This window comes from Marinococcus halophilus (assembly GCF_002265875.1).
Classification (GTDB): domain Bacteria; phylum Bacillota; class Bacilli; order Bacillales; family Marinococcaceae; genus Marinococcus; species Marinococcus halophilus.
Genome location: NZ_NPFA01000018.1, coordinates 16394 through 37005 on the forward strand (window position 1 = coordinate 16394; position 20612 = coordinate 37005).

The following is a 20612-nucleotide window of genomic DNA, read 5'->3' on the forward strand; positions in this document are numbered from 1 at the left end:
CGTAGACATGGAACCGTTCGATAATACAAAACCTGCCGAACCAGAAGGAGTCAACTTCGAGATCATGTGCTGAATCCACGCATAGTTGGCATTTCCTTCTGGCGGGATACCGAAGTTCCAACGGGCATCATCTAATAACCGGTTGCCGCCCCAGTCACTGATATTGAATGGAGGGTTGGCCAGAATATAGTCTGCCTTCAAGCTTTTGTGCAAGTCCTTGTGAAAGGTATCTGCATGCTCACCTCCGAGATTGCTATCAATGCCGCGTATGGCCAAGTTCATTTTGCATAAACGCCAGGTCGTTGGATTCGATTCCTGTCTGTAGACAGCGATGTCTCCTAGCTTTCCCTGGTGGTTCTCGACGAATTTTTCGCTTTGAATAAACATCCCGCCTGACCCACAGCAAGGGTCGTAAATACGGCCTTTATATGGAAAACACCCCATTTTCAACGATAAAAATGGGGTGTTTGGTATGTTGTCTAGAAGTTAAGGTTTTAGACTATAAAAAAACCTCAACGATATATTGAGGTTTTTTCACGAGCCGTTTGCTTCATCTTTATTTTTATTAGATTTGCGTTAGCGTATTTGTCACGGATATGACTGTAACCATGATGGCGTAAATTAAGCCCCCTAAATATGGATTCAAGGTTACTCGGAAAATTTTTCTTGAAACGATAGCAGCCCCTGGCAAAATAACTAAAAATGTGGTTAGCCATATGCCAACAATAGCCGAAACATTGGAAAAGAATACTTCTCCTGTAATAAAAAACGTGCTGTATTGGATGACAAATATCACCAGCACCCCTAGAACGTTAAATAACGCTACAAACAGGGTATTAATCCACTCTTTTTTACCGATCCATACATAATTAAAACAGTTAATAGCTATGGAATTAGCAACGAAAAACAAAATGAAAAACGGAAGATATTTTAAAGCGATCACTAGCTTGTCTGGCGTAAATGATTTCACTCCCAAGACCCATAAACGGTAGTCCGTCTTGAATAAATAATCGCTTAAGAACACCAAACTATAAGTGGCGACACAAACAATGAGAGCTAATAGTATCGTTTTCCCTAAACTCTTTGGTTGTATCGTGACCCCTATATCTTTTAAAGAACTTCGTTCTTCTTTCGGCGTAACTATTCTTGACAGCAGTATGACTCCTATAGCAAATAACCCGTTAATAGCCGCCCACATCCCGACATAAAACGTATAGGATTGAGGGAAAAAGCTTGGTCGAATAGCTGTCGTCCAATTAAACAACCATAGATATGATAGTCCTGAAAATACAGCACTTACGAAAAGGCCGCCCCAAAACCATGCTTTTTGCTGATTCGATATTAGGATTGACGGTTGTGATGGCGAAGATGCCCGTAAGGATGAAAACAGTTTGGTGAATAATAATAGTTTACAAAAACTTACGAGGAACATCACGAAACCGACTAAACCAATAAAATTAAATAAGGCTTTCCATTGCCATATTTGATTTCCGGAATGGATAGGATCAGGCGCTCCCAAAGAAGATTCAAAGAAATTTAAACTATTATACACCACATGACCCGAAAAATGGTTCCAAGGATGCGTTTGGGCAGGGTTATAAATAACTCTTGATGCCTCGGTGCCTTGTATTTCTTGTTCGTACATTGTATAGCTTTCACGTTCATCGGTATAGTCCGTTGGGGAGGCCCCAAAATGTAAAAATGATTGCGCGTTGTCCGTATTTATGTAGTTTCTTGGCTTCGTGAAGCTCCCATCCTCTTGCTGGGTACGAAAGAAGAACTCGTCATACTGTGCCGCTACAATACCAACATCGCGTCCTCCATATTTGTTATAATAATTTTCATTTTGAGGGTTGGTGTAATCGGCATCATGTCCTACGAGCAATACCGAAGAAATGAGGGGATTTTCTTTTTGATTATCCACATCAATAGACCAATTTGCTGCACGTGCTCCGTTGGAGTGGCCCGTGATACCAATATTCTCCGTGTTCACATAAGGCAGATCAGCCATTAATTCTACGGCGTCATACATTCCTGTGCCTCTTTGTTCCCATTCTGTCGGTTTTACTGCTTCCGAATTTCCATGGCCATACATATCAATGGACATCACCACGTACCCACGACGGGAGTACTCTACGAAATTCAAGTCCTGCATCTCTCGATTATTATACCACCCGTGACTAGTGACGATCCCCGGGGCTTGGTTGTTTTCTGTAGCACTTTTCGGAACATAAAGTAAAGCACTCATCATTTTGCCCGAAGGCGTTTCCCATCGCATGTCTTTTACTTCTACCTGGGCACCCGATGTTTGAACGAACGAAGCTCCAATGCCGCTTATGACACACAGTAATACAGCAATCAACGTCAGTAACTTGGCCCGACTTTTTGTCTTTTTCATTTTTATCCCCCTTTGGATGTAAACCTCTTAACTTCTCCGCCCTCCTTTCTCTTAAACTCAAAAAAGGCACAGTTGTCCCTTATTACAGGGAAACTGTGCCTATCTCAACATTCTGAGCACTTCATATTAACTTAGGAATAACATTACCATTAAATAAAAGCGTTTTCAATACTTTCAATTCATAAAATTCTCATTTCTATCTTTAAGGCTGTAAAATTGTTAACCCTCGTAATTATAGTAACTAACCCAAAAATGAGTTAGCATCCTTGAATTAAAAACGGTTAACAAATTTTAGACAGCACTAATATTTTTAACTCGTAAAATTATTCGTATTCATTTTCAATCTAGCATGCTCCTCATAGTTTCTTCTCCGAAGGAGATAGCGCTCTGTCGTTCGTATCGATGTATGGCCCAGCATATCCCGAACGGAAGCAAGGTCAGCTCCATGCTCTAACATATAATAGGTCGTATAATGACGACACGTGTGTGGTGTAATTGGGTCTCGACGATGCTGGACAAATGGAAATGGCGCTGAGGCCATGAGCTTGCTGAAACGATCCCCTAAGTAGTTTCCCCATTTTTTTGGAAAGAACGCAAAGCCTCCTGTAAAGGTCTCTGTAATCATTTCCCTCTCTTTTCGGAAATTCTGGAGGATGTGCAATACATCGGCGAAAAGAAAAATCGGACGTTCCTTTTCTCCCTCCCCCGTAATATGTAGAAAAAAAGCCCCTTCTGGCGAACGTCACTCCAAATCACGCCACTTGGCATTTGCCAGCTCTTCAATCCGCATCCCCGTGCTCGTTAAAACGACTAACAACGTATATGCAAATGAATCTTTCTGGCTGAAATAGGTTAGTAATTGCTCAACTTCATGCTCATGGAGACCCCGGTCTACGAGCTCCTCTCTCGGTTGAGCAACGGGCGCCCTTTTTGTCGTCAAAGCGGTGTCCATCATGTTTTCCTGCACGAGGAACCGCAGGAACTGTTTAACGACCGTGCTATGACGTGCCAGCGTGCTCGCTTTGTATCCTTTCTCTCGCTTGAGATGTAGCTGATACGCGTAGACCCGTTGCGCAGAAATTTCTTTTAATCCCCCGAACGCTTGCACATATGTAAGGAAGGGGACAAGCGTTTCTACATATTTACGCTTTGTCCGCTCGCTTCGCTGTTTACGAAGCGTATTGTTTTTATGTAAATAGATGTACATTAAAAATTCGTCAGGTATCTCTCCCTACTCTATCCCTTCGAAGCCTTGTGAAGAGATATCTGTATACAAATCACTGTGCAGAAACGAGCGAGACCTCTTCAATGAAAGAGCTTGAGTTTGATGTCCTGGTAAAACAAGATGGTTCATTTCATGCTCTCCCCATTATTATTGTATTTATTCCAAAACCTAAGGAAATTTCTTTAGCCTTTATTTTATCATTCCCAAATGGTTTATAGTTGGTTAAAAATACAAATAAATATGTTTTTTAATAAATTAAACAATTATGTTTATGTAAACGTAATTGTTTATACATTGTGAATAAAGATACTTTGAAAACTTCTCATAACTTCCAACACACTTCTAATACTTACTAGAAATCTTTCCCAAGTTTTGAAAGAAGTACTAATGATTTTTGACGCCTGTACCAACCATCTTATAAAGCCCTGCTTTTCAATGATAAAATTCAAATGTTCGTTAAGAAGAAAGCTGCGTGAGAAGATCATCAACAAATTGTACAATACAAGAAAAGAGCTGATAACAATGACCGTCATGAATTACTCCAATGCGCGAAAAAACTTTAAGGGATTGATTGATAAAGTCAACGACGACAACGAAGCCGTCATCATTACCACCGAAGAACGAAATGCGGTGCTCATCTCCGATGACGAATACCGTCAATACCTTGAAACCATCTATCTGTTAAACAACCCTAGCAACGCCAAACATCTATCGGAAGCCATCAATTAATAAAATCAGGAAGAAACCACGTCCGTTGATATTGATAAGTAAACTGAATGATTTATTCACCCATCATGCGTTTCAGGACTACCAGTACTGGCAGACCAAAGATAAAAAAACGCTCTAACGTATGAATCAATTGATTAAAAGTATTGAATGAGATGAGGTTTTAGAAAGTATGGGGAAACCAGAGAAATTAAAAGGAAATTTAGCCGGCTTTTACAGTCGTCGTATTGATATCGAGCATCGATTAGTGTATACCGTGGACGAAACACAAATCAGTATCGTTGCTTGCAAATATCATTATTAAATGAAGCTTGTTGAAAAATTTCCTTGTAAGACAGTAAATAGAAAGGCTTGCTGTGCCTGGTATGCTCCCCTTTAAGTAGGCAGATGAAATAAACCATCTGTTTTGCTTAGAGGAGAGCATTTTTTATGTCTTATCGCGGATATACCAACGAGCAGAAAATAGCGTGGTTCACGCTTTTCACCAATGCATGGAGAGTGTAGGTGATTTTTGTGATCGTTGAGGCATTCGCGGATCAACGTTAAAAGACTGGATGGAGAGGTACGAACGCCATGGAGGTGTAGCACTAACGAAAGCGACCCAGTGGAAGCGATATTCCTCAGAACGGAAACAAGAAGCTGTGGAAGCATACCTGAACAATGGGATACCTCAGCGGGATATTATTCATATCTACGGCATTTCGAATAGACCCGTGCTTCAGAGGTGGATCATGCAATATCATCAAGGGGCCCTATCCAAGAAACGAAGAGGTTCTCCGATGACACACGAACGCTCCACCATTTAGCAGGAACGAATAACGATTATGCAGGACTGCCTAGCCCAACAGAACGATTACAGCCGTATCGCCGAGCAGCATCAGGTTTCCTACCATCAGATCTACCGACGGGCCCGGAAATATGCACAGGGTGGCTGGAAAGCCCCTGGGGGACCGGCGCGGCCGCTCCCGGCAACCAAAAGCGTTAACCAACGAAGAGCGTATTGACATCCTGGAAGTTCGCTTTTCCGTTTTGCCCGTCAATATGAATTAAATTCTGTTGGAAATGCGCATACAATACCCCGATCTTCAATAATTTGGTTTAAGACCTTAGTATACTTTTCGACGGAAAACATATCGGCATTCGCTGAATAGAATGACACGTTGCTCTGGCCCCGGACTCCTTGTTTCTGAAAGGCTTCTTCCGCCAGATACATAATTTTTTGCGGTGCCCCACCGCATTTAATAGCCGATTGCAGATAGGAGAAGACGGCGTTTCCACTTTGAAAATCACGAATGCATTCCCCCGTGTACTGAACATGCTCATACGAATAGTTGCTGCACACTCCATTTTTCCCCGGGTTTTCTTCCAATCCCCCAATATTATGCCGATCGAACTGCAGGCCCGGACACACTACCAGGTATTTGTAATGTATGGTAAACCCATCTTGCATCTGGCTCGTATTTCCTTCCGGCTGAAAAATCTCTGTCCGCTGCAGATATCAGGTGACGCCTTTGAGAATAAACGAGGCTTCGCTCCGTTCTGATTTGCTCTTATCAAAATTTCTGCCCCGACCAGCGTTCGCAACGGCTGATAATAGTGCTTGTCCGCTGGATCAACAATGGCCACATCAATGCCTTTCGTCTATCACCTTAACTGGACAGCAACCGTAACCCCTGCGGTTCCTCCCCCAACAAGACGACTTGATGAAACTGTTCCATAGGTACATCCTCCTTTAAAAATACATGCAAGGATAGAATAACTATATCCTTTTCATTCACTATACCCCTCGCTGTATGTAGGACAACCACAAATTGATAACGTTTTCTATTTACAAAATCAATAGTTAAATAAAATCTATTATTCCTTATATGACAATTTTTTAAAACATCATCATAACAGTATTTATAAATCCTCAGTATACTTATCAACATGCTTATATACCCATACCCGTAATGTTAACATTCAATGACAATTCTGATGAAATCAGAAATTGACGTTTTCAATGTGATATATATTGGCTATAGGCTTTCTAAAAACCATTATTAATAATTTTAGAAAAAAGGAGATGATCAATTTATGGAACAACAAGAACAACAAACACAAGGCCAAGGCCTTCCGCGTATTGGGGAGCAGGCACCTGTTTTCGATGCGGTAACGACGCACGGAAATATCTCGCTGAACGATTATTCCGGGCAGTGGCTCGTCCTCTTTTCCCATCCGGCAGACTTTACACCAGTGTGTACGTCGGAATTTGTCGCTTTTCAGGAGGTGTACGGCCGATTGAAAGAAATGAACACCGAATTGCTAGGGCTCAGCATTGACAGTGTAAGTTCGCACATCGCCTGGGTCCGCAACATCGAAGAAAATTTCCAGACAACAATTGAATTTCCGATCATTGCGGATCTGGATCAAAAGGTCGCTACCCAGTATGGCATGGTCATGCCGGAATCTACCGGCACAGAAACGTCCCGGGCGGTCTTTGTCATTGATGACAACCAAAAAATCCGGGCCGTGATTTACTATCCTCTCTCCACCGGACGAAACATGGAAGAAATTGTCCGTCTCGTCGAAGCGCTGCGCACCACGGATGAGCATGGCGTTTCCACACCGGCCAACTGGAACTCCGGAGACAAAGCCATCGTGAGTCCGCCGAAGACCAAAGAAGAAGCGCAAGAGCGGATGAACAGCGATGAATACGACTGTGTGGATTGGTACTACTGCCAAAAAGACATCAAATAAGGAAGAGGCTCCCGGCGAGGTCAGCCGGGGGTCTTTGCCTCGTTTCAAGGAGGTCCTCAGCGTGGGAGACAATCAGGAAAAAAAGCTGGCCATTGTGGCCTTTATTGCTGCTTCGTTATTTTTACTTTCATTAATTGGACGGCTATTTTCATAGCTGATCCTGAGGGGGGATACCATGATTGATTATGATCCGGCCACCTACAGCCGTATTTTGACAGGATTAACATTAGGATTTCATATTATCTTTGCTTCCATTGGGGTTGGAGTACCGTTAATGATTGCCCTCGCCGAGTGGACCGGCCTCCGGAAACGGGACCCCCACTATACCCTGCTCGCCCGCAGATGGGCCCGGGGGTTTGTGATCACCGTCGCCGTCGGGGTGGTAACCGGGACGTCGATTGGCTTACAGTTGAGTCTGCTTTGGCCCAATTTTATGGAGCTCGCCGGTCAGACGATTTCTCTGCCGTTATTTATGGAAACTTTCGCCTTTTTCTTTGAGGCTATCTTTTTAGGCATTTATTTATATACATGGGACCGGTTCAAATCGGGCTGGCGTCATTTTTTACTCGTCATCCCCGTGGTGATCGGCGCCTCGCTATCGGCCTTTTTTATCACTACCGTCAATTCCTTTATGAATCAGCCGCAGGGCTTTGAACTCGTAAACGGGGTGCTCACCGATATTAATCCTCTGGTGGCGATGTTCAACCCGGCCACCCCGACGAAAACGGCTCACGTTATTATTACCTGTTACCTGGCATCAGCGTTTGTGCTGGGGGCCATTGCGGCCACCAAAATGATTCGGGGCAATCGTCATGCTTATCATAAAAAAGCGCTCCACCTGACCATGGTGTCCGCTTTCGTGTTCGCAGCATCTACAGCCGCGATTGGCGATCTGTCCGGCAAGTATCTGGCGGAATATCAGCCGGAAAAATTAGCCGCTGCCGAATGGCATTTTGAAACGGAGGAACAGGCACCGCTGATTGTCGGGGGGTTTTTAGCAGACAACCAGGAGGTCACCGGGGCACTGGAAATCCCCTATGCCCTTAGTATTCTCGCCCACAGCAACCCCAACGAAGAAGTAATTGGCTTAAATGAATTCCCGGAATCCGACACCCCTCCGTTATATATTCATTACTTATTTGACGGCATGGTGGGCATTGGCATCTATTTGCTGGCGATTTCTTTTATGTATTTACTCATTCGCCGGATAAAGCCGGCCTGGCAATATAATAAATGGCTGATGCGCGGCATTGTCGCCGGTGGGCCGTTAGGCATTTTAGCTATCGAATTCGGGTGGGTATTCGCCGAGGTTGGACGCCAGCCCTGGATTTTGCACCAGATCATGCGTACGCCGGAAGGAGCGACTACGGCCGAACACGTAGATATCATGCTTTACTTGTTCATTGCCCTGTATATCGCCCTCGGAGTGACTGCCACGGTAGTACTCCGCCGGATGTTTAAAGAAAATCCAGCCGCTCATGAACTCGAACAGCGGTACGGGGACAGGAGGGATGACAAATGAACCTGGAAATCCTCGGCATGGGCGTGCTTTGGCTGTTTTTGTACGGCTACATGATCGTCAGTTCGATTGATTTTGGCGCTGGTTTTTTCCACTTCTTTAATAAGATTTCGCGGAAGGACCACCAGGTCAATTCGCTCATCCAGCGCTATTTGTCTCCCGTATGGGAAGTCACCAACGTCTTTTTCGTCTTTTTCTTTGTCGGCATCGTTGGCTTTTTTCCATCGACCGCCTACTATTTTGGCACTGCCTTACTGGTGCCGGTCAGTATATCGATCGTGCTGATTGCGATTCGCGGGTCATATTACGCTTTTAATACGTACGGAGCCAAAGACAGCCCTGTCTATTCATTTTTATACGGAGCAACGGGTCTTTTAATCCCCGCTTCGCTGACCATCGCCCTCACCATTTCCGAGGGCGGGTACGTCAATGTTTCCAACGGGCAGGTTCGCCTGTTATACGGCGAATTATTTTCCAGTTTGTATGCCTGGAGTGTCGTGATTCTGGCGATCATCAGCGTGCTGTTTATCTCTTCTGCCTTTTTGCAGTACTACGCCCAAAAAGCGGGTGATAACACGTCGTATCGATTATTTCGCCGGTATACCCTGTTCTGGTCCCTGCCAACGATCCTTGCCAGCGGCCTCGTCTTTATCGGTATTCGTCAGCACAATCCGGAACATTTTTCCGGCATGCTGAATATCTGGTGGATGTTTGGGCTTTCGTTCCTGTTTTTCTCCTTGGTCGTCTATCTCAGCTATCGGCGCAAGCGATTAGGAACAGCTTTTGTGTTCGTCATGCTGCAATATTTCAGCGCGTGGTTCGGCTATGGCGCCTCCCATCTGCCATGGCTTCTGTATGATGAGTTGACCATTTATGATGGTTTCGTTAATCAGACGATGGCCTGGTCGCTGATCGCTGCGTTTATTGCCGGCTTTTTATTACTCATTCCCTCGCTGTATTTGCTCATGCGGTTATTTTTATTTGATGCCGCCTACATTCGAGGAGAAAGGAAGTAACCTATGGAATTTTTTCTAGTTATGATTGCTCCCCATTTGATTTTGGCTGGAGCCGTTATCGGGGTGTTTGCCTGGTTTGGCCGTCGGCCTGCATCGGAAGAGAAGGAATAGAAAGAAGGCGAAAGCATGACCGTCTCGTTTTTGATTACGGTTTTTGTGTTAGGAGCGGTGGGCTCCTACATTTCCGGACTGGTTGGCGTCGGCGGCTCCATTATCAATTACCCGCTGCTGTTGTATGTGCCGGCGCTGCTCGGCGTTGGCTCGTTTACCGCCCATGACGTATCCGGGGCGATTGCGGTGCAGGTGTTGTTTGCGACCGTTGGGGGCGTATGGGGCTATCGAAAGGGCTCGTATCTGCATGCCTCCCTGATCGGATACATGGGCACCAGTATTATCATCGGCAGTTTACTCGGGTCCCTGTTTTCCGGGGCGTTTTCCGAAAGCATGATTAACATCACCTATGCTCTGCTAGCGACCATTGCTGTCATCATGATGGTGCTTCCGCAGCAATCCATGCAGCAGGAAGCACAGGAATCCGTATCGTTTTCCCGGTGGATTGCCGCCGGGAGTGCATTTGTCGTAGGCGTCAGCGCTGGCATTGTGGGGGCAGCAGGCGCTTTTATTCTCGTGCCCATCATGCTGGTGGTTTTAAAAATCCCCACCCGGGTCACGATTGCGACTTCGCTCGCCGTCACCCTTCTTTCTTCCATCGGAACCAGTGCCGGCAAACTGATTACTGGCCAGGTCCCCTTCCTACCAGCCGCCGTCCTCATTGCGGCGTCGCTGCTTGCCGCTCCCTTGGGGGCCAAAACAGCCAGGCATGTCCAGGCTAAATGGCTGCAGCGTGCCCTTGCAGTACTGTTGCTGGGGGTAGCCGTGGAAATGTGGATCCAGATGCTGATCTAGAAGGCCCGCCTCCCTTATTTTTTTGCCGGGGGGCGACCTCAGGTCTTTCACCTGTTGCTTATAGATGTCCAACATATCTTTTTGTTGATAGTTGGTCGCTTCCACCAAACGGAAGGCCTGTTTCATTTGCTCCTTCTGGACTTCGCGAGAAGTCGCTCCGGCTGTAAGATGCTCCAGAATAGACGCGGTCCAGGCATCTTCCGAATGGCGGGCCGCGGACCGTTTCCACCAGAACACCACACCTCCCAGGCTAACAATCAGCATCCATTTCCTCAGGCGATAGCGACGGGTATACGCTGCGTATGTGCGTGCCATGAGGCATTCGCTCCTTTCTGTTTAAAATGAACTTGAATGGTCGTGACGCTGTTAGCATACATCGGTGCGTATCGAAGCCACAACCATATTTCTCCCAAAATGGTTGACACTCATGAAAAAGTATTCTACAGTATCTATATACCCCATAAGGTATAAGAGATAACGATAAAGGGGTGAGGACCTCATGGAATACACGGATCAGATGAAGCACCGAATCAAACGGGTGGAAGGCCAGGTCCGCGGTATCCTCCGCATGATGGAGGAAGAACAGGACTGTAAAGAGCTTGTGTCTCAAATGAATGCTGCCCGTACCGCTTTGGATCGTGCCACTGGCCTGGTCGTCGGCTCCAATCTCGAACAGTGTGTCCGGGAACAGACAAAAAACGGCGAAAATGATGAACAGTTGATTCAGGAGGCTGTCAATTTATTGGTGAAAAGCCGATAAAAAATTTTCACGACAAAAATACCCATGCCCGTAATTGTATTTTAATCAAGGAGTGATTGGATGGCGGAAGCCAAAAAGACAACGATTGTATTATTTAGCGGAGATTACGACAAGGCCATGGCAGCATACATTATTGCCAATGGCGCAGCCGCGTATGACCACGAAGTAACCATTTTCCATACCTTTTGGGGGCTGAATGCCCTGCGAAAACCGGAAAAGCAAAGCATTGCTAAAGGCAAACTTGAAGCCATGTTTGAAAAAATGATGCCCCGCGGCGCCGATCGCATGGGATTGTCCAACATGAATTTTCTTGGCATTGGCCCAAAGCTAATTAAAAAAGTCATGAAAAAGCACAACGCCATGCCACTGCCGGAGCTGATCGATATGGCTAGGGAACAGGATGTGCGCCTCATCGGCTGCACCATGACCATGGATTTGCTTGGGCTGGATGAAAAAGAGCTTCGGGATGATATTGAATATGCCGGCGTCGCCGCCTATCTTGGGGAAGCATCCGACGGGAACGTGAACCTGTTTATTTAAACCTTTCGTAAAAGGAGGTAGGAAATGATGCAGGCCCACCAGGTAGTGACACAACAAAATTGTAGCGGCCTGATGCTTCTCATCCATGTCAAAACAGTCATGCAGGAAATGAATGATGGCGACGTTTTGGCTATCCCCTTTCTCGCACAGCCGCACATGATGCATGTGCGCCAATGGATGCAGCGTACAGGCCATCACGACCTGGGTATGCGCCAATTTCAAAAACAATGGTGGTACTACGTAAAAAAAGCGTCAACGCCCCACGACCTGGGGGCAACTTAGCCATGAGATAACAATGATATCTATTAAAAGGAGCGATGACAGATGGAACCAAAAACAACGATTGATGCGAAAGGACTTGCCTGCCCACAGCCGATTCTGAAAACCAAAAAAGCGATCAAGGAGCTAGATAGCGGCGAGGTACTTGAACTGCACGCCACCGACAAAGGGGCGCAGAGCGACCTCACAGCCTGGACAAAAGCTGGCGGCCACGAACTGCTCGACCACACGGAAGACAACGGCGTCTATAAATTCTGGATACAAAAAGGCGAATAACATCGTGCCACGGGGAAGTCATGGAATTACTTCCCTTCAAGGGAGGTCTTTCCATTGTCACTGCTGTTTATCATCGTAATTTTTCTATTGGGCTTTGTCGGGTCCTTTGTGTCTGGCATGGTGGGAATCGGCGGATCAATCATCAAGTATCCCATGCTGTTGTATATTCCCCCACTGCTTGGATTTGTGGCCTTTTCAGCTCATGAAGTCTCCGGCATCAGTGCCGTTCAGGTCTTTTTCGCCACCATCGGGGGCGTTTGGGCTTATCGGAAAGGTGGCTATCTGAATGGGCAGCTGGTCCTCTACATGGGCGGAAGCATTCTAATCGGCAGCTTCATCGGAGCTTATGCCTCCAACTTCTTCAGTGAGGCAGGGGTCAACATGGTCTATGCCCTGCTCGCCACCATCGCGGTGGTGATGATGTTTGTGCCCAAAAAAGGGCTGGATGACCAGGACCTCACTCGTGTCACGTTCTCCAAACCTCTTGCCTCGGGGCTGTCTTTTGTGGTCGGCATCGGCTCCGGGATTGTCGGTGCTGCTGGCGCGTTTATCCTCGTGCCGATCATGCTGGTCGTCTTAAAAATCCCCACCCGGATGACGATCGCGACGTCGCTCGCCGTGACCCTGATTTCATCCATTGGGGCAACCGTCGGCAAGGTGGCAACCGGCCAGGTGCTGTACGGACCGGCCCTGATCATGATTGTAGCCAGCCTCATCGCAGCACCTATCGGTGCCAAAGCCGGCCAGAAGGTCAATACCAAACTGCTGCAAAGCATACTGGCCGTTATCATTTTAGCTACCGCCATTCAAATATGGATTCAGATTTTCAGCGGCTAAACGTTTATGCCAAATACCTATAGTGGTATAAGAACAATGGAAAGAAATAAATGCTAACCCGTTATTTTGATGATAAATGAACATGACAACGTACGACTCGTAATAATATCGCAAACGAGGTGAATCGAATGACCGAAGAAAAACGCATTGAAGAAGTCCAGCCGGCAGACGTCCAGCAGGAACTCGAAAACAACAGTGGCGTCCAGGTGATTGACGTCCGGGAGGATGAAGAGCTCGATGAAGGACGCATTCCCGAGTCCGTTCATATCCCGGTGGGAGATATCTCTGCGCGGATGAACGAACTCGACCCAAACCAGTCTTACGTCACCGTCTGCCGCTCCGGCAAACGCAGTGCCCGGGCAGCGGAAGCGCTGCAGGACCATGGCTTTACCGTCCGCAGCATGGCCGGCGGCATGAACGAATGGACCGGTAAAACCGAATAACATCTATTCTAATTTGAAGGAGCGATGATTGATGTATTTGAAATATTTTTATGACACGTCGTTGGCCCAGGCTTCCTATATGGTTGGCTGTCAGGCCACCGGTGAGGCGGCCGTCATCGACCCATCCCGCAATATTGAAGACTATCTGCAGATCGCCCGCGAACAGGGATTTCGTATTACCGGAGCGTTCGAGACCCATATTCATGCGGACTTTGTCTCCGGGGTGACAGAGCTTGCCCGCCGGACCGGCGCCACGATCTATTATTCCACGGAAGGCGCCGAAAACGGCGGCTACGAGTGGAATCAGGATCTGCCGCTCCACGGCGTGAAGCATGGCGAAGACATTTATATCGGCAACATTAAGCTGAGAGCCCTGCACACGCCGGGCCATACACCGGAGCATGTCTCCTACGAGCTCACCGACGGTGCCGCCGCCGATCGCCCCATGGGGGTATTTACCGGCGACTTCATCTTCGTCGGCGATGTCGGTCGTCCGGACCTGCTCGAAAAATCCGTCGGCGTGAAGGATTCCGCGGATACAGGCGCCCGGCAGATGTTTCATTCCCTCCAGCAGTTCAAGGAATACGGCGATTATATGCAGATCTGGCCGGGCCACGGCGCCGGCAGCTCCTGCGGCAAAGCGCTCGGCGCGGTGCCAACAAGCACCGTCGGCTACGAGCGGATGTATAATCCCGCCTTTCAGCCGACCGACGAGCAGGCCTTCGTAGACTTTCTCCTCGACGGCCAGAGCGAGCCGCCAACGTATTTTGCCAAAATGAAAGAAGTGAACAAGCAGGCCATGACCCCGCTCGCCGAGATCCCGGCGGCCGTGGAAATGCAGGGCACCGGCGATGACGTGGCCGCCCTGGCAGAGCAAGACCATACGATGGTCGTCGACACCCGCAGCGCCGCCGCTTTCGCAATGGGAAGCATTCCAGGCACCATCAACCTTCCGTTCCCGGGCTCGTTTGCCGAATGGATGGGCCGGCTCGCCGACTATGAGGCGGATATCTACCTGATCGCTGATCCAGCCGACCACCACCAGCTGCGCCGGATTCTTACCGGTATGGGCATGGACCGGCTGAAAGGATTCTTTGCCACGTCGGTCGTCGCCAGCGCCTCGAACCTGCGCACGTATACGAACGAAACGCCGAAGCAGGTGGAGGAACGCCGCCGCCACAACGACGTGCAGATTCTCGATGTCCGCTACCAGGACGAATGGGACCAGTCCCACGTACCGGACGCGGTGCACGTGTCGCTCCAGCAGCTGCCAACCCGTACCGATGAACTGTCCACGGAGCAGCCGGTGGCCGTCCACTGCGCCTCGGGCAAACGCTCCGCCATCGCGGCCAGCATTCTCCAGAACCACGGCTTTGACGTGATTAACGTGGAGGGTGGCTTCATGAAATGGAAAAAGGACCAGCTCGAAACCACGAGCTGACCGTTTCTACTGAAGGACTAAAATACGGGGCTCTGTACAATACAGAGCCCCTTTACTATGTAGACATTAGGAGGAGATTGTATGAGCCACCGCTTTGACCCAGCCAAATCCCAAAAACTCCGGAGTGACGAACGGCAGCAGGCCCTTCCGATGACGAAGCTGCTGCCCCTGATGCATATTCAGGAAACGGATCTGATCGCAGATATCGGAGCCGGCAACGGATACTTCACGATCCCGATGGCCGAACAGGCCCGCCACGTATACGCCGTTGATATCGAGGACCGGATGTTAACCGAATTAAAAACCTATGCCGAACAAGCCCGCGCCTCCAACATCACCCTGATTCTCTCCGGCCTGGAGAAGATTGCCTTAATGGAGCATCAGGTCAATAAAATCGTGGTCGCCTTCGTGATGCATGAAATCGATGACTTTGACCAGGCGTTCGCCGAGCTCCGGCGTGTTCTGAAGCCCGGAGGCACCATTTTCTTTTACGAATGGGAAGCCGTAGCGACGGAATCGGGGCCTCCGCTGGAAATCCGCCTGCCATCAGAATCGTTTGCCCGGACCGTTGAAGAGTACGGCTTTACTACAACTACCCATGTCCTGAATGACGGTAACTATATGGTGGAAGCAGTAAAAATGTAAATCCCCCACGAACTCATGGAGAGCCCCTTTTCATGATTCCGAAATACCTGGAGGCCTCTATGGGAATGACCCCGTTAGGGGTCTTCTCATGTTATCAAGCAAAGGAAGGAGGGATGAATGATGACAGCCAAATCGGCTTCCATCGGTATTGTTGAAAACCGTCTTCCCTTTTTTCTATTGGTCCTCATCAACGTCTTTGTCGGCTCTATGGTCGGATTGGAACGTACCGTGCTCCCGCTGATCGGCGAAGAGTTGTTTGGCGTTGCCTCGGCCAGTGCCGCCCTCTCCTTTATTGTCAGCTTTGGGTTTTCCAAAGCCCTGGTCAACCTCCTGGCCGGTGCGCTTGCCGACCGCTTTGGGCGCAAGGAAATATTATTAATGGGATGGGCATTCGGCTTCTTCGTTCCTTTGCTGATTATTTTTGCCTCCGCCTGGTGGATGATCATCGTCGCCAATATTTTCTTAGGCGTCAACCAGGGGCTGACCTGGTCGATGACTGTAAACATGAAAGTAGATCTGGCGAAACCAACCCAGCGCGGGACGGCCGTCGGCCTGAATGAATTTGCCGGCTATATGGGGTTGTCCATCATGGCCGCCGTTTCCGGCTACGTGGCTTCGACGACCGCTCTGCGCCCCGAACCTTTCTTTCTTGGCTTCGGGATCGTTGGCATCGGGTTCCTGCTTTCGTTGTTCGTGCCGGATACGAGCAGGCAGGTGGCCCGTCAGACGGCTTCCGGGGAATCCTCCCTCCCCTTTTGGCAGGCGTTTGCCCAGACGACCTGGAAGCAGCCCGCCCTGTCGAGCTTCAGCTTTGCCGGGTTGACGACCAATCTCAAGGACGGCATGGCCTGGGGCCTGTTCCCCCTCTTCTTCGCTTCCGGCGGGTTATCCGTCAGCCAAATCGGGGTGGTCGTGGCAGCGTATCCCCTCGCCTGGGGCATGGCCCAGCTGTTTACCGGGCCCTGGAGCGATGTGATCGGCCGCAAGCGGCTCATCGTCGGCGGCCTCTGGTTGCAGGCGTTAGCGCTATGGGCCTTAGTAGCTGGCACCTCCTATGGATGGTGGCTTGGCAGTTCCATAATGCTCGGTCTCGGAACGGCGATGGTGTATCCGGTCCTTATTGCAGCGGTCGGCGATACCGCCCCCGCCTCCTGGCGAGCCAAAGCAAACGGGGTGTACCGTTTCTGGCGGGACAGCGGGTACGCCTTCGGGGCCTTACTCGCCGGCCTATTTGTGGACACGCTGAACGTTTCATGGGCCATCGGCCTCGTAGCTGTGCTTCCGTTTGCCGCCGGCATCGTCACGCTCATCCGGATGCGGGAATTATTGGCAAAGAAATAATAAAACATCGTCCACTTTCATTTATAGGGATGTTGACCAGTCTTCGCACCAAGCGTCGTCTTTCTAATCTTAAGTATGAACTTTTCTTTCGCAAACACGTAAATTGTGATCGACGAACCAGTCATTATGGCAGGTATCAAGGAAAGCGCTAGCCCGCTCAAGACCTTGCTTGCTTCATTGACTGATTGTGAAAACGCGATAGCCAATTTCGTAGTTAAAGAAATGGATTTTGACCTCCTGGGCATCGAATTTGATGTCCAGAGCGAACCTGGTCCCAATAGCATGATGGGTAAAGGGGATGCTTGCCCGTATTTCCAAACAATTACGGTAAAAGCGATCAAGCAAAGGCCCTCCTCCCTTTTTTAACTCGTAGAAGAAAGAAAGCGCCAGCCTTGCTCAGGCTGGCGCTTTCTACGACTACTTACATAGGGACAATCAAAAGTATGCTGAATTTAATTGCCATTTTATTTATTACACCTTGGGTTCATTTTTAAACTAAAAAACAAGCATCTTAATTTTTTATTAACTAATTTTGCCTGAGTCAATAAAGCGATTCATAAATATTAAATAACTCTTCCCTAGTATTTTTGGCCAAGCTTCATAGAGACATAACCTTTTTGTTTATTTTGATTCTAACTTCTTCTTTCATCTTAGGGGGATTCTTAGCTAAATTTGTATAATTAAGCTAATCAAAAGCATCTTGAAAATAACAAAGCAGCATATCTGGCGATTGTATGGACATTGACACTCTAATCTTCACTGGTAATTGACTACAGCTGGAGCAGGATCCAACTGAAGGACTTCTTCCGGGCTCATGACTGGTTCATCCTTATCATAAAACACTTTAAAACCACCATACTGTACAGCTTCATTCCGCACATATTCTTTGTAATTAGTCATTTTTGCAGCAGCGCCTCCCCACCCGTCAAAGTTTAAAGCCACCTCTACATGGCTGGTTGGCTGAATGACTTCTTTGTTCGTCAGCGCTACGTCCGTAAACTGATGAACGAGAACTATTTTGTCCGGAAGGTTGTTGTCTTCAACGAGCTTTGTGAGATAACTCACGGCTTGTTGAATCTCTGTTCCGTTAACTTGGCCAAGATCGATACCCGGCGTTTCTCCTTCTCCCACCTGGAATTCGGTATCGATGGCCAGATGAACATAAGGGAGCTTCAGCCATTTTTCCAACGACTTCACTTGATTTAACACAGAGTCTTTGCCCAATTGGACATCCAGCATCAATAAAGCATCGTTTTCCTCGGCAAGCTTCGCATACTTGTCAATTTGCTCCGGCGAGGTCATGCGAACGTAGTTGCCGTCCGAACCAGGGTCTCGTTGAGCAGCGGTGGCAATGAGTTCAATGGTGGGGACAGCTGGATGAGATGGATCAGCGTTGGAATAGGCCTGAGCCTGAGTCTTTAATTTTGCCATGAAGGCGTCAGGCTCCATTTGCCCGAGTATCCCCATATTGGTGGAGTTGGGATGGCCATAATATGTAACAAGTCGATGATTTTTCAACGGTCCGTCCGTTTGATCCTTCGTTCCTGTGATTAGTGTTTCTCCAAACGGCATCAGCCTTGTCCTTTCTTCCCCTGCTGCTTCAAGCTCAGGCATCATTTCCAATTCTTCCTGCTCCAACTGATCTTTTAACGGTGTACTGTCATCTTCTGGCTCTACAGGCTTATATACCTGCTCAGGCTTAGTTTTTTCTGCCTCGTTGGGTTTTTCTTCCTCATTATCCTTTCTTTCTACTGTTTCAAATGAACGAGAGTCGTTATCTGAAGCCGTAGAATCGGAAATTGTCTCCGGTCCTCGTTGCACATAGAAAAGGGCCCCTATAAGAAATATAATCGTTAGACTAAGCAAGAACACTTCTTTCCTTATCAGCAGCTTTCGTTTCATAGAAATCCATCCTTCTTCGAATTATATCCTGAGACGTTTCGTTACCGTTTCATGACTATCCTACTACTCCCGCTTTTGTTTTACAATTATTAGAAAAAGGAGTTTTATCTTGAACTATAACTGAGACACTTGAAACTCTATTATCAAGCCCTGCAGTAACAATACGAGATTCGGGACGATATTTCTTTTGATAAGCTGACAAAGGAATTAGATGTAAACAATGCGCGAATATGAAGTACCATTTGAACAAAGAGCACAAAAACATTAAAAATAGATAGATATCAAGCCGGCATGCTTATGACTTGAATTCATAAAAACTTAGTGGGTACAACAGATTCTAGAGCGCTTAGAAAAACGTTAATGGCACAAAAGCTGGAGAATGACGATATTGCATAGGCGGCACCTAAGCATTGCTCACCTCAATGATGAAAAACTTGTCATTTTAATTTTAGAAATTGGTCATCATTATGATATTCGTAAATACAAACAGTGGAGAACGATTTGTTCTCAACAAGTGGTTATAGACTACTGATAAGCGTAATTATGTTTAATAGGCATGGTTATATATTGTTAAGATCATATAAGCACCGATAACATCCACTGTCGCTGCAAAAGCTGCTCAATTCGTTTTTCCGCCAAGAAAATTTTATGGCTGTATTTTGTTAGGGAGTTTCTGGTCTCAGCCGTTAACAGCATCATCTTTTCAAGCATTTTACCTTATATGATGCATTTGTTCTGAGGCGTTTCTTTTTGTTGAAAAACCAAAACAAATTGCTATTCAGCTTGCTGCTCGTTATGGTACATCGCCACGACAGTACGAGCCAACTGTATTTTCGCTGCTTCGGGATGGAGGCTTTCTTCATGTAGCCCAGTTTCAATGCTGGAAATCACTATTTTCGGCAAAGCCGTTACCAGATGAAAGTATTTCAGGATGAGCCTTCCGGAAACAACGTCACTTTTCCGTACATGGAAGCCAGCACCTTGTAGATGCCGATGTAATGTTTTAGGGTTAAACATTTTTCTAGTATCCTCCAGGTCTTCGATGGCGGCTCGGCCATCCCGCGCTGCCTGAGGGGAGGCGGTGTTCATTTTTGAAATATGTATGATCAGGAACATAAGGAACGATGCTGCCAAGTTGAACCTTGTATTTTTGAAAATCACTAAAAGGCCCTTTCTCTCTTCTTCGATTGTTTACGGTGTGATGCTGGCTGCCATCGCGGTCATTGGAATAGCTGGAAAAGACCGGGGAGAAAAATAGCTGAAAAAGGAGACCCGGTTTTTTTCGGGTCTCCTTCTTTAATGGCCTGCCTGCCAAGGCCTAGGGGCCCGCTGCCGAGGCTGTTGCATGGCGGGAAGATCTTTTCGCTGCCGTGTTTTCGGCTGCATGCCCTGCTCGATCCGGGCCTTTATCTTCGCGTCCATCTTGGACAGGTGTACTGGCTGGAAGACCCTTCCGGCGGCTTCCCCGCATGAGGGACACGGCGCTTCGCTGACCCGCGCTCCCTTTGATGCCATCCAGCGCTCAAACGTACCACACGTCCGGCATTTAAACGTAAACTGGGCCATATTAATCCAACTCCGGTAGAATGTTCTGGTAAAAGATGTCTTTAGGCAGGGCC

Annotated in this window: 26 protein-coding genes and 2 pseudogenes; 20 read left to right on the forward strand and 8 right to left on the reverse strand. The window is 47.7% G+C overall.

The window, feature by feature from the left end; genetic code table 11:
* The 4 genes and pseudogenes from CHL76_RS14355 to CHL76_RS14370 form a co-directional block, all read right to left on the reverse strand.
* Nucleotides 1-432, reverse strand: a pseudogene (locus tag CHL76_RS14355) (N-6 DNA methylase); the annotation flags it as partial.
* A 133-nt stretch (nucleotides 433-565) separates the two neighbouring features.
* Nucleotides 566-2398, reverse strand: coding sequence for an alpha/beta hydrolase family protein (locus CHL76_RS14360; protein ID WP_094908911.1), 1833 nt, complete (start codon nucleotides 2396-2398; stop codon nucleotides 566-568).
* Nucleotides 2399-2708: 310 nt separating this feature from the next.
* On the reverse strand, nucleotides 2709-3023 hold the full coding sequence (locus CHL76_RS14365; protein ID WP_094908912.1) for a tyrosine-type recombinase/integrase: 315 nt from the start codon (nucleotides 3021-3023) through the stop codon (nucleotides 2709-2711).
* A gap of 117 nt (nucleotides 3024-3140) precedes the next feature.
* Nucleotides 3141-3605 carry a tyrosine-type recombinase/integrase gene (locus tag CHL76_RS14370; RefSeq protein WP_094908913.1) on the reverse strand — a complete coding sequence of 155 codons (465 nt, stop codon included), beginning with the start codon at nucleotides 3603-3605 and terminating at the stop codon, nucleotides 3141-3143.
* Nucleotides 3606-3706: 101 nt separating this feature from the next.
* Here CHL76_RS14370 and CHL76_RS17400 point away from each other — a divergent pair, with 101 nt between their 5' ends.
* The 5 genes and pseudogenes from CHL76_RS17400 to CHL76_RS14390 all read left to right on the forward strand — a co-directional run bounded on the left by CHL76_RS17400 (nucleotide 3707) and on the right by CHL76_RS14390 (nucleotide 5353).
* Nucleotides 3707-3841: a hypothetical protein gene (locus tag CHL76_RS17400; protein ID WP_261764002.1), complete on the forward strand. Its 135-nt coding sequence runs from the start codon at nucleotides 3707-3709 to the stop codon at nucleotides 3839-3841.
* Between the two features lie 304 nt (nucleotides 3842-4145).
* A complete protein-coding gene (locus tag CHL76_RS14375) occupies nucleotides 4146-4352 on the forward strand; it encodes a type II toxin-antitoxin system Phd/YefM family antitoxin (protein WP_094908931.1) in 207 nt (68 codons plus the stop codon).
* A gap of 34 nt (nucleotides 4353-4386) precedes the next feature.
* Nucleotides 4387-4653: pseudogene (locus tag CHL76_RS14380) on the forward strand (Txe/YoeB family addiction module toxin).
* A 250-nt stretch (nucleotides 4654-4903) separates the two neighbouring features.
* Nucleotides 4904-5155, forward strand: coding sequence for a helix-turn-helix domain-containing protein (locus CHL76_RS14385; RefSeq protein WP_094908914.1), 252 nt, complete (start codon nucleotides 4904-4906; stop codon nucleotides 5153-5155).
* Nucleotides 5156-5170: 15 nt separating this feature from the next.
* On the forward strand, nucleotides 5171-5353 hold the full coding sequence (locus tag CHL76_RS14390) for a helix-turn-helix domain-containing protein (RefSeq protein ID WP_261764005.1): 183 nt from the start codon (nucleotides 5171-5173) through the stop codon (nucleotides 5351-5353).
* A gap of 32 nt (nucleotides 5354-5385) precedes the next feature.
* Here CHL76_RS14390 and CHL76_RS14395 read toward each other — a convergent pair whose 3' ends face one another.
* Nucleotides 5386-5799 carry a hypothetical protein gene (locus CHL76_RS14395; protein WP_094908916.1) on the reverse strand — a complete coding sequence of 138 codons (414 nt, stop codon included), beginning with the start codon at nucleotides 5797-5799 and terminating at the stop codon, nucleotides 5386-5388.
* Nucleotides 5800-6425: 626 nt separating this feature from the next.
* On the opposite strand from CHL76_RS14395, the gene CHL76_RS14400 reads away from it, so the two are divergent.
* The 15 genes from CHL76_RS14400 (at nucleotide 6426) to CHL76_RS16855 (ending at nucleotide 17457) form a co-directional block, all read left to right on the forward strand.
* Nucleotides 6426-7088, forward strand: coding sequence for a peroxiredoxin (locus CHL76_RS14400; RefSeq protein WP_079474050.1), 663 nt, complete (start codon nucleotides 6426-6428; stop codon nucleotides 7086-7088).
* 175 nt (nucleotides 7089-7263) lie between these two features.
* Nucleotides 7264-8610 carry a cytochrome ubiquinol oxidase subunit I gene (locus CHL76_RS14405; protein WP_094908917.1) on the forward strand — a complete coding sequence of 449 codons (1347 nt, stop codon included), beginning with the start codon at nucleotides 7264-7266 and terminating at the stop codon, nucleotides 8608-8610.
* Complete coding sequence (locus CHL76_RS14410; RefSeq protein WP_094908918.1) at nucleotides 8607-9623, forward strand: cytochrome d ubiquinol oxidase subunit II; 1017 nt, start codon at nucleotides 8607-8609, stop codon at nucleotides 9621-9623. The genes CHL76_RS14405 and CHL76_RS14410 overlap by 4 nt, the downstream gene beginning before the upstream one ends.
* Before the next feature lie 3 nt (nucleotides 9624-9626).
* Complete coding sequence (cydS, locus tag CHL76_RS17490) at nucleotides 9627-9734, forward strand: cytochrome bd oxidase small subunit CydS family protein (RefSeq protein WP_371862281.1); 108 nt, start codon at nucleotides 9627-9629, stop codon at nucleotides 9732-9734.
* Nucleotides 9735-9749: 15 nt separating this feature from the next.
* Nucleotides 9750-10529, forward strand: coding sequence for a sulfite exporter TauE/SafE family protein (locus CHL76_RS14415; RefSeq protein WP_094908919.1), 780 nt, complete (start codon nucleotides 9750-9752; stop codon nucleotides 10527-10529).
* Between the two features lie 499 nt (nucleotides 10530-11028).
* On the forward strand, nucleotides 11029-11289 hold the full coding sequence (locus CHL76_RS14420) for a metal-sensitive transcriptional regulator (RefSeq protein ID WP_094908920.1): 261 nt from the start codon (nucleotides 11029-11031) through the stop codon (nucleotides 11287-11289).
* Nucleotides 11290-11349: 60 nt separating this feature from the next.
* Entirely contained in the window at nucleotides 11350-11829 is a 480-nt protein-coding gene (locus tag CHL76_RS14425) for a DsrE/DsrF/DrsH-like family protein (RefSeq protein WP_094908921.1), read from the forward strand.
* A 45-nt stretch (nucleotides 11830-11874) separates the two neighbouring features.
* On the forward strand, nucleotides 11875-12111 hold the full coding sequence (locus tag CHL76_RS14430) for a sulfurtransferase TusA family protein (RefSeq protein WP_143747471.1): 237 nt from the start codon (nucleotides 11875-11877) through the stop codon (nucleotides 12109-12111).
* A gap of 42 nt (nucleotides 12112-12153) precedes the next feature.
* On the forward strand, nucleotides 12154-12384 hold the full coding sequence (locus CHL76_RS14435; RefSeq protein ID WP_094908923.1) for a sulfurtransferase TusA family protein: 231 nt from the start codon (nucleotides 12154-12156) through the stop codon (nucleotides 12382-12384).
* A 54-nt stretch (nucleotides 12385-12438) separates the two neighbouring features.
* On the forward strand, nucleotides 12439-13221 hold the full coding sequence (locus CHL76_RS14440; protein WP_094908924.1) for a sulfite exporter TauE/SafE family protein: 783 nt from the start codon (nucleotides 12439-12441) through the stop codon (nucleotides 13219-13221).
* A gap of 128 nt (nucleotides 13222-13349) precedes the next feature.
* A complete protein-coding gene (locus CHL76_RS14445; RefSeq protein ID WP_233133456.1) occupies nucleotides 13350-13664 on the forward strand; it encodes a rhodanese-like domain-containing protein in 315 nt (104 codons plus the stop codon).
* Nucleotides 13665-13695: 31 nt separating this feature from the next.
* Nucleotides 13696-15105 (forward strand): MBL fold metallo-hydrolase, encoded by a 1410-nt coding sequence (locus tag CHL76_RS14450; RefSeq protein ID WP_094908925.1) that lies wholly within the window; start codon nucleotides 13696-13698, stop codon nucleotides 15103-15105.
* A gap of 81 nt (nucleotides 15106-15186) precedes the next feature.
* Nucleotides 15187-15750, forward strand: a complete 564-nt coding sequence (locus tag CHL76_RS14455) for a class I SAM-dependent methyltransferase (protein ID WP_094908926.1) — start codon at nucleotides 15187-15189, stop codon at nucleotides 15748-15750.
* A gap of 120 nt (nucleotides 15751-15870) precedes the next feature.
* Complete coding sequence (locus CHL76_RS14460; RefSeq protein WP_094908927.1) at nucleotides 15871-17091, forward strand: MFS transporter; 1221 nt, start codon at nucleotides 15871-15873, stop codon at nucleotides 17089-17091.
* 126 nt (nucleotides 17092-17217) lie between these two features.
* Complete coding sequence (locus CHL76_RS16855; protein WP_158219194.1) at nucleotides 17218-17457, forward strand: hypothetical protein; 240 nt, start codon at nucleotides 17218-17220, stop codon at nucleotides 17455-17457.
* 390 nt (nucleotides 17458-17847) lie between these two features.
* Here the strand turns inward: CHL76_RS16855 and CHL76_RS14470 are convergent, their stop codons facing one another.
* From CHL76_RS14470 to CHL76_RS14480, 3 genes are all read right to left on the reverse strand, one after another.
* A complete protein-coding gene (locus CHL76_RS14470; RefSeq protein WP_233133458.1) occupies nucleotides 17848-18912 on the reverse strand; it encodes a hypothetical protein in 1065 nt (354 codons plus the stop codon).
* An 855-nt stretch (nucleotides 18913-19767) separates the two neighbouring features.
* Nucleotides 19768-20127: a hypothetical protein gene (locus CHL76_RS14475; protein ID WP_143745364.1), complete on the reverse strand. Its 360-nt coding sequence runs from the start codon at nucleotides 20125-20127 to the stop codon at nucleotides 19768-19770.
* Nucleotides 20128-20289: 162 nt separating this feature from the next.
* A partial coding sequence (locus tag CHL76_RS14480; RefSeq protein WP_233133460.1) for a zinc ribbon domain-containing protein occupies nucleotides 20290-20612 on the reverse strand: 323 nt, incomplete at its 5' end.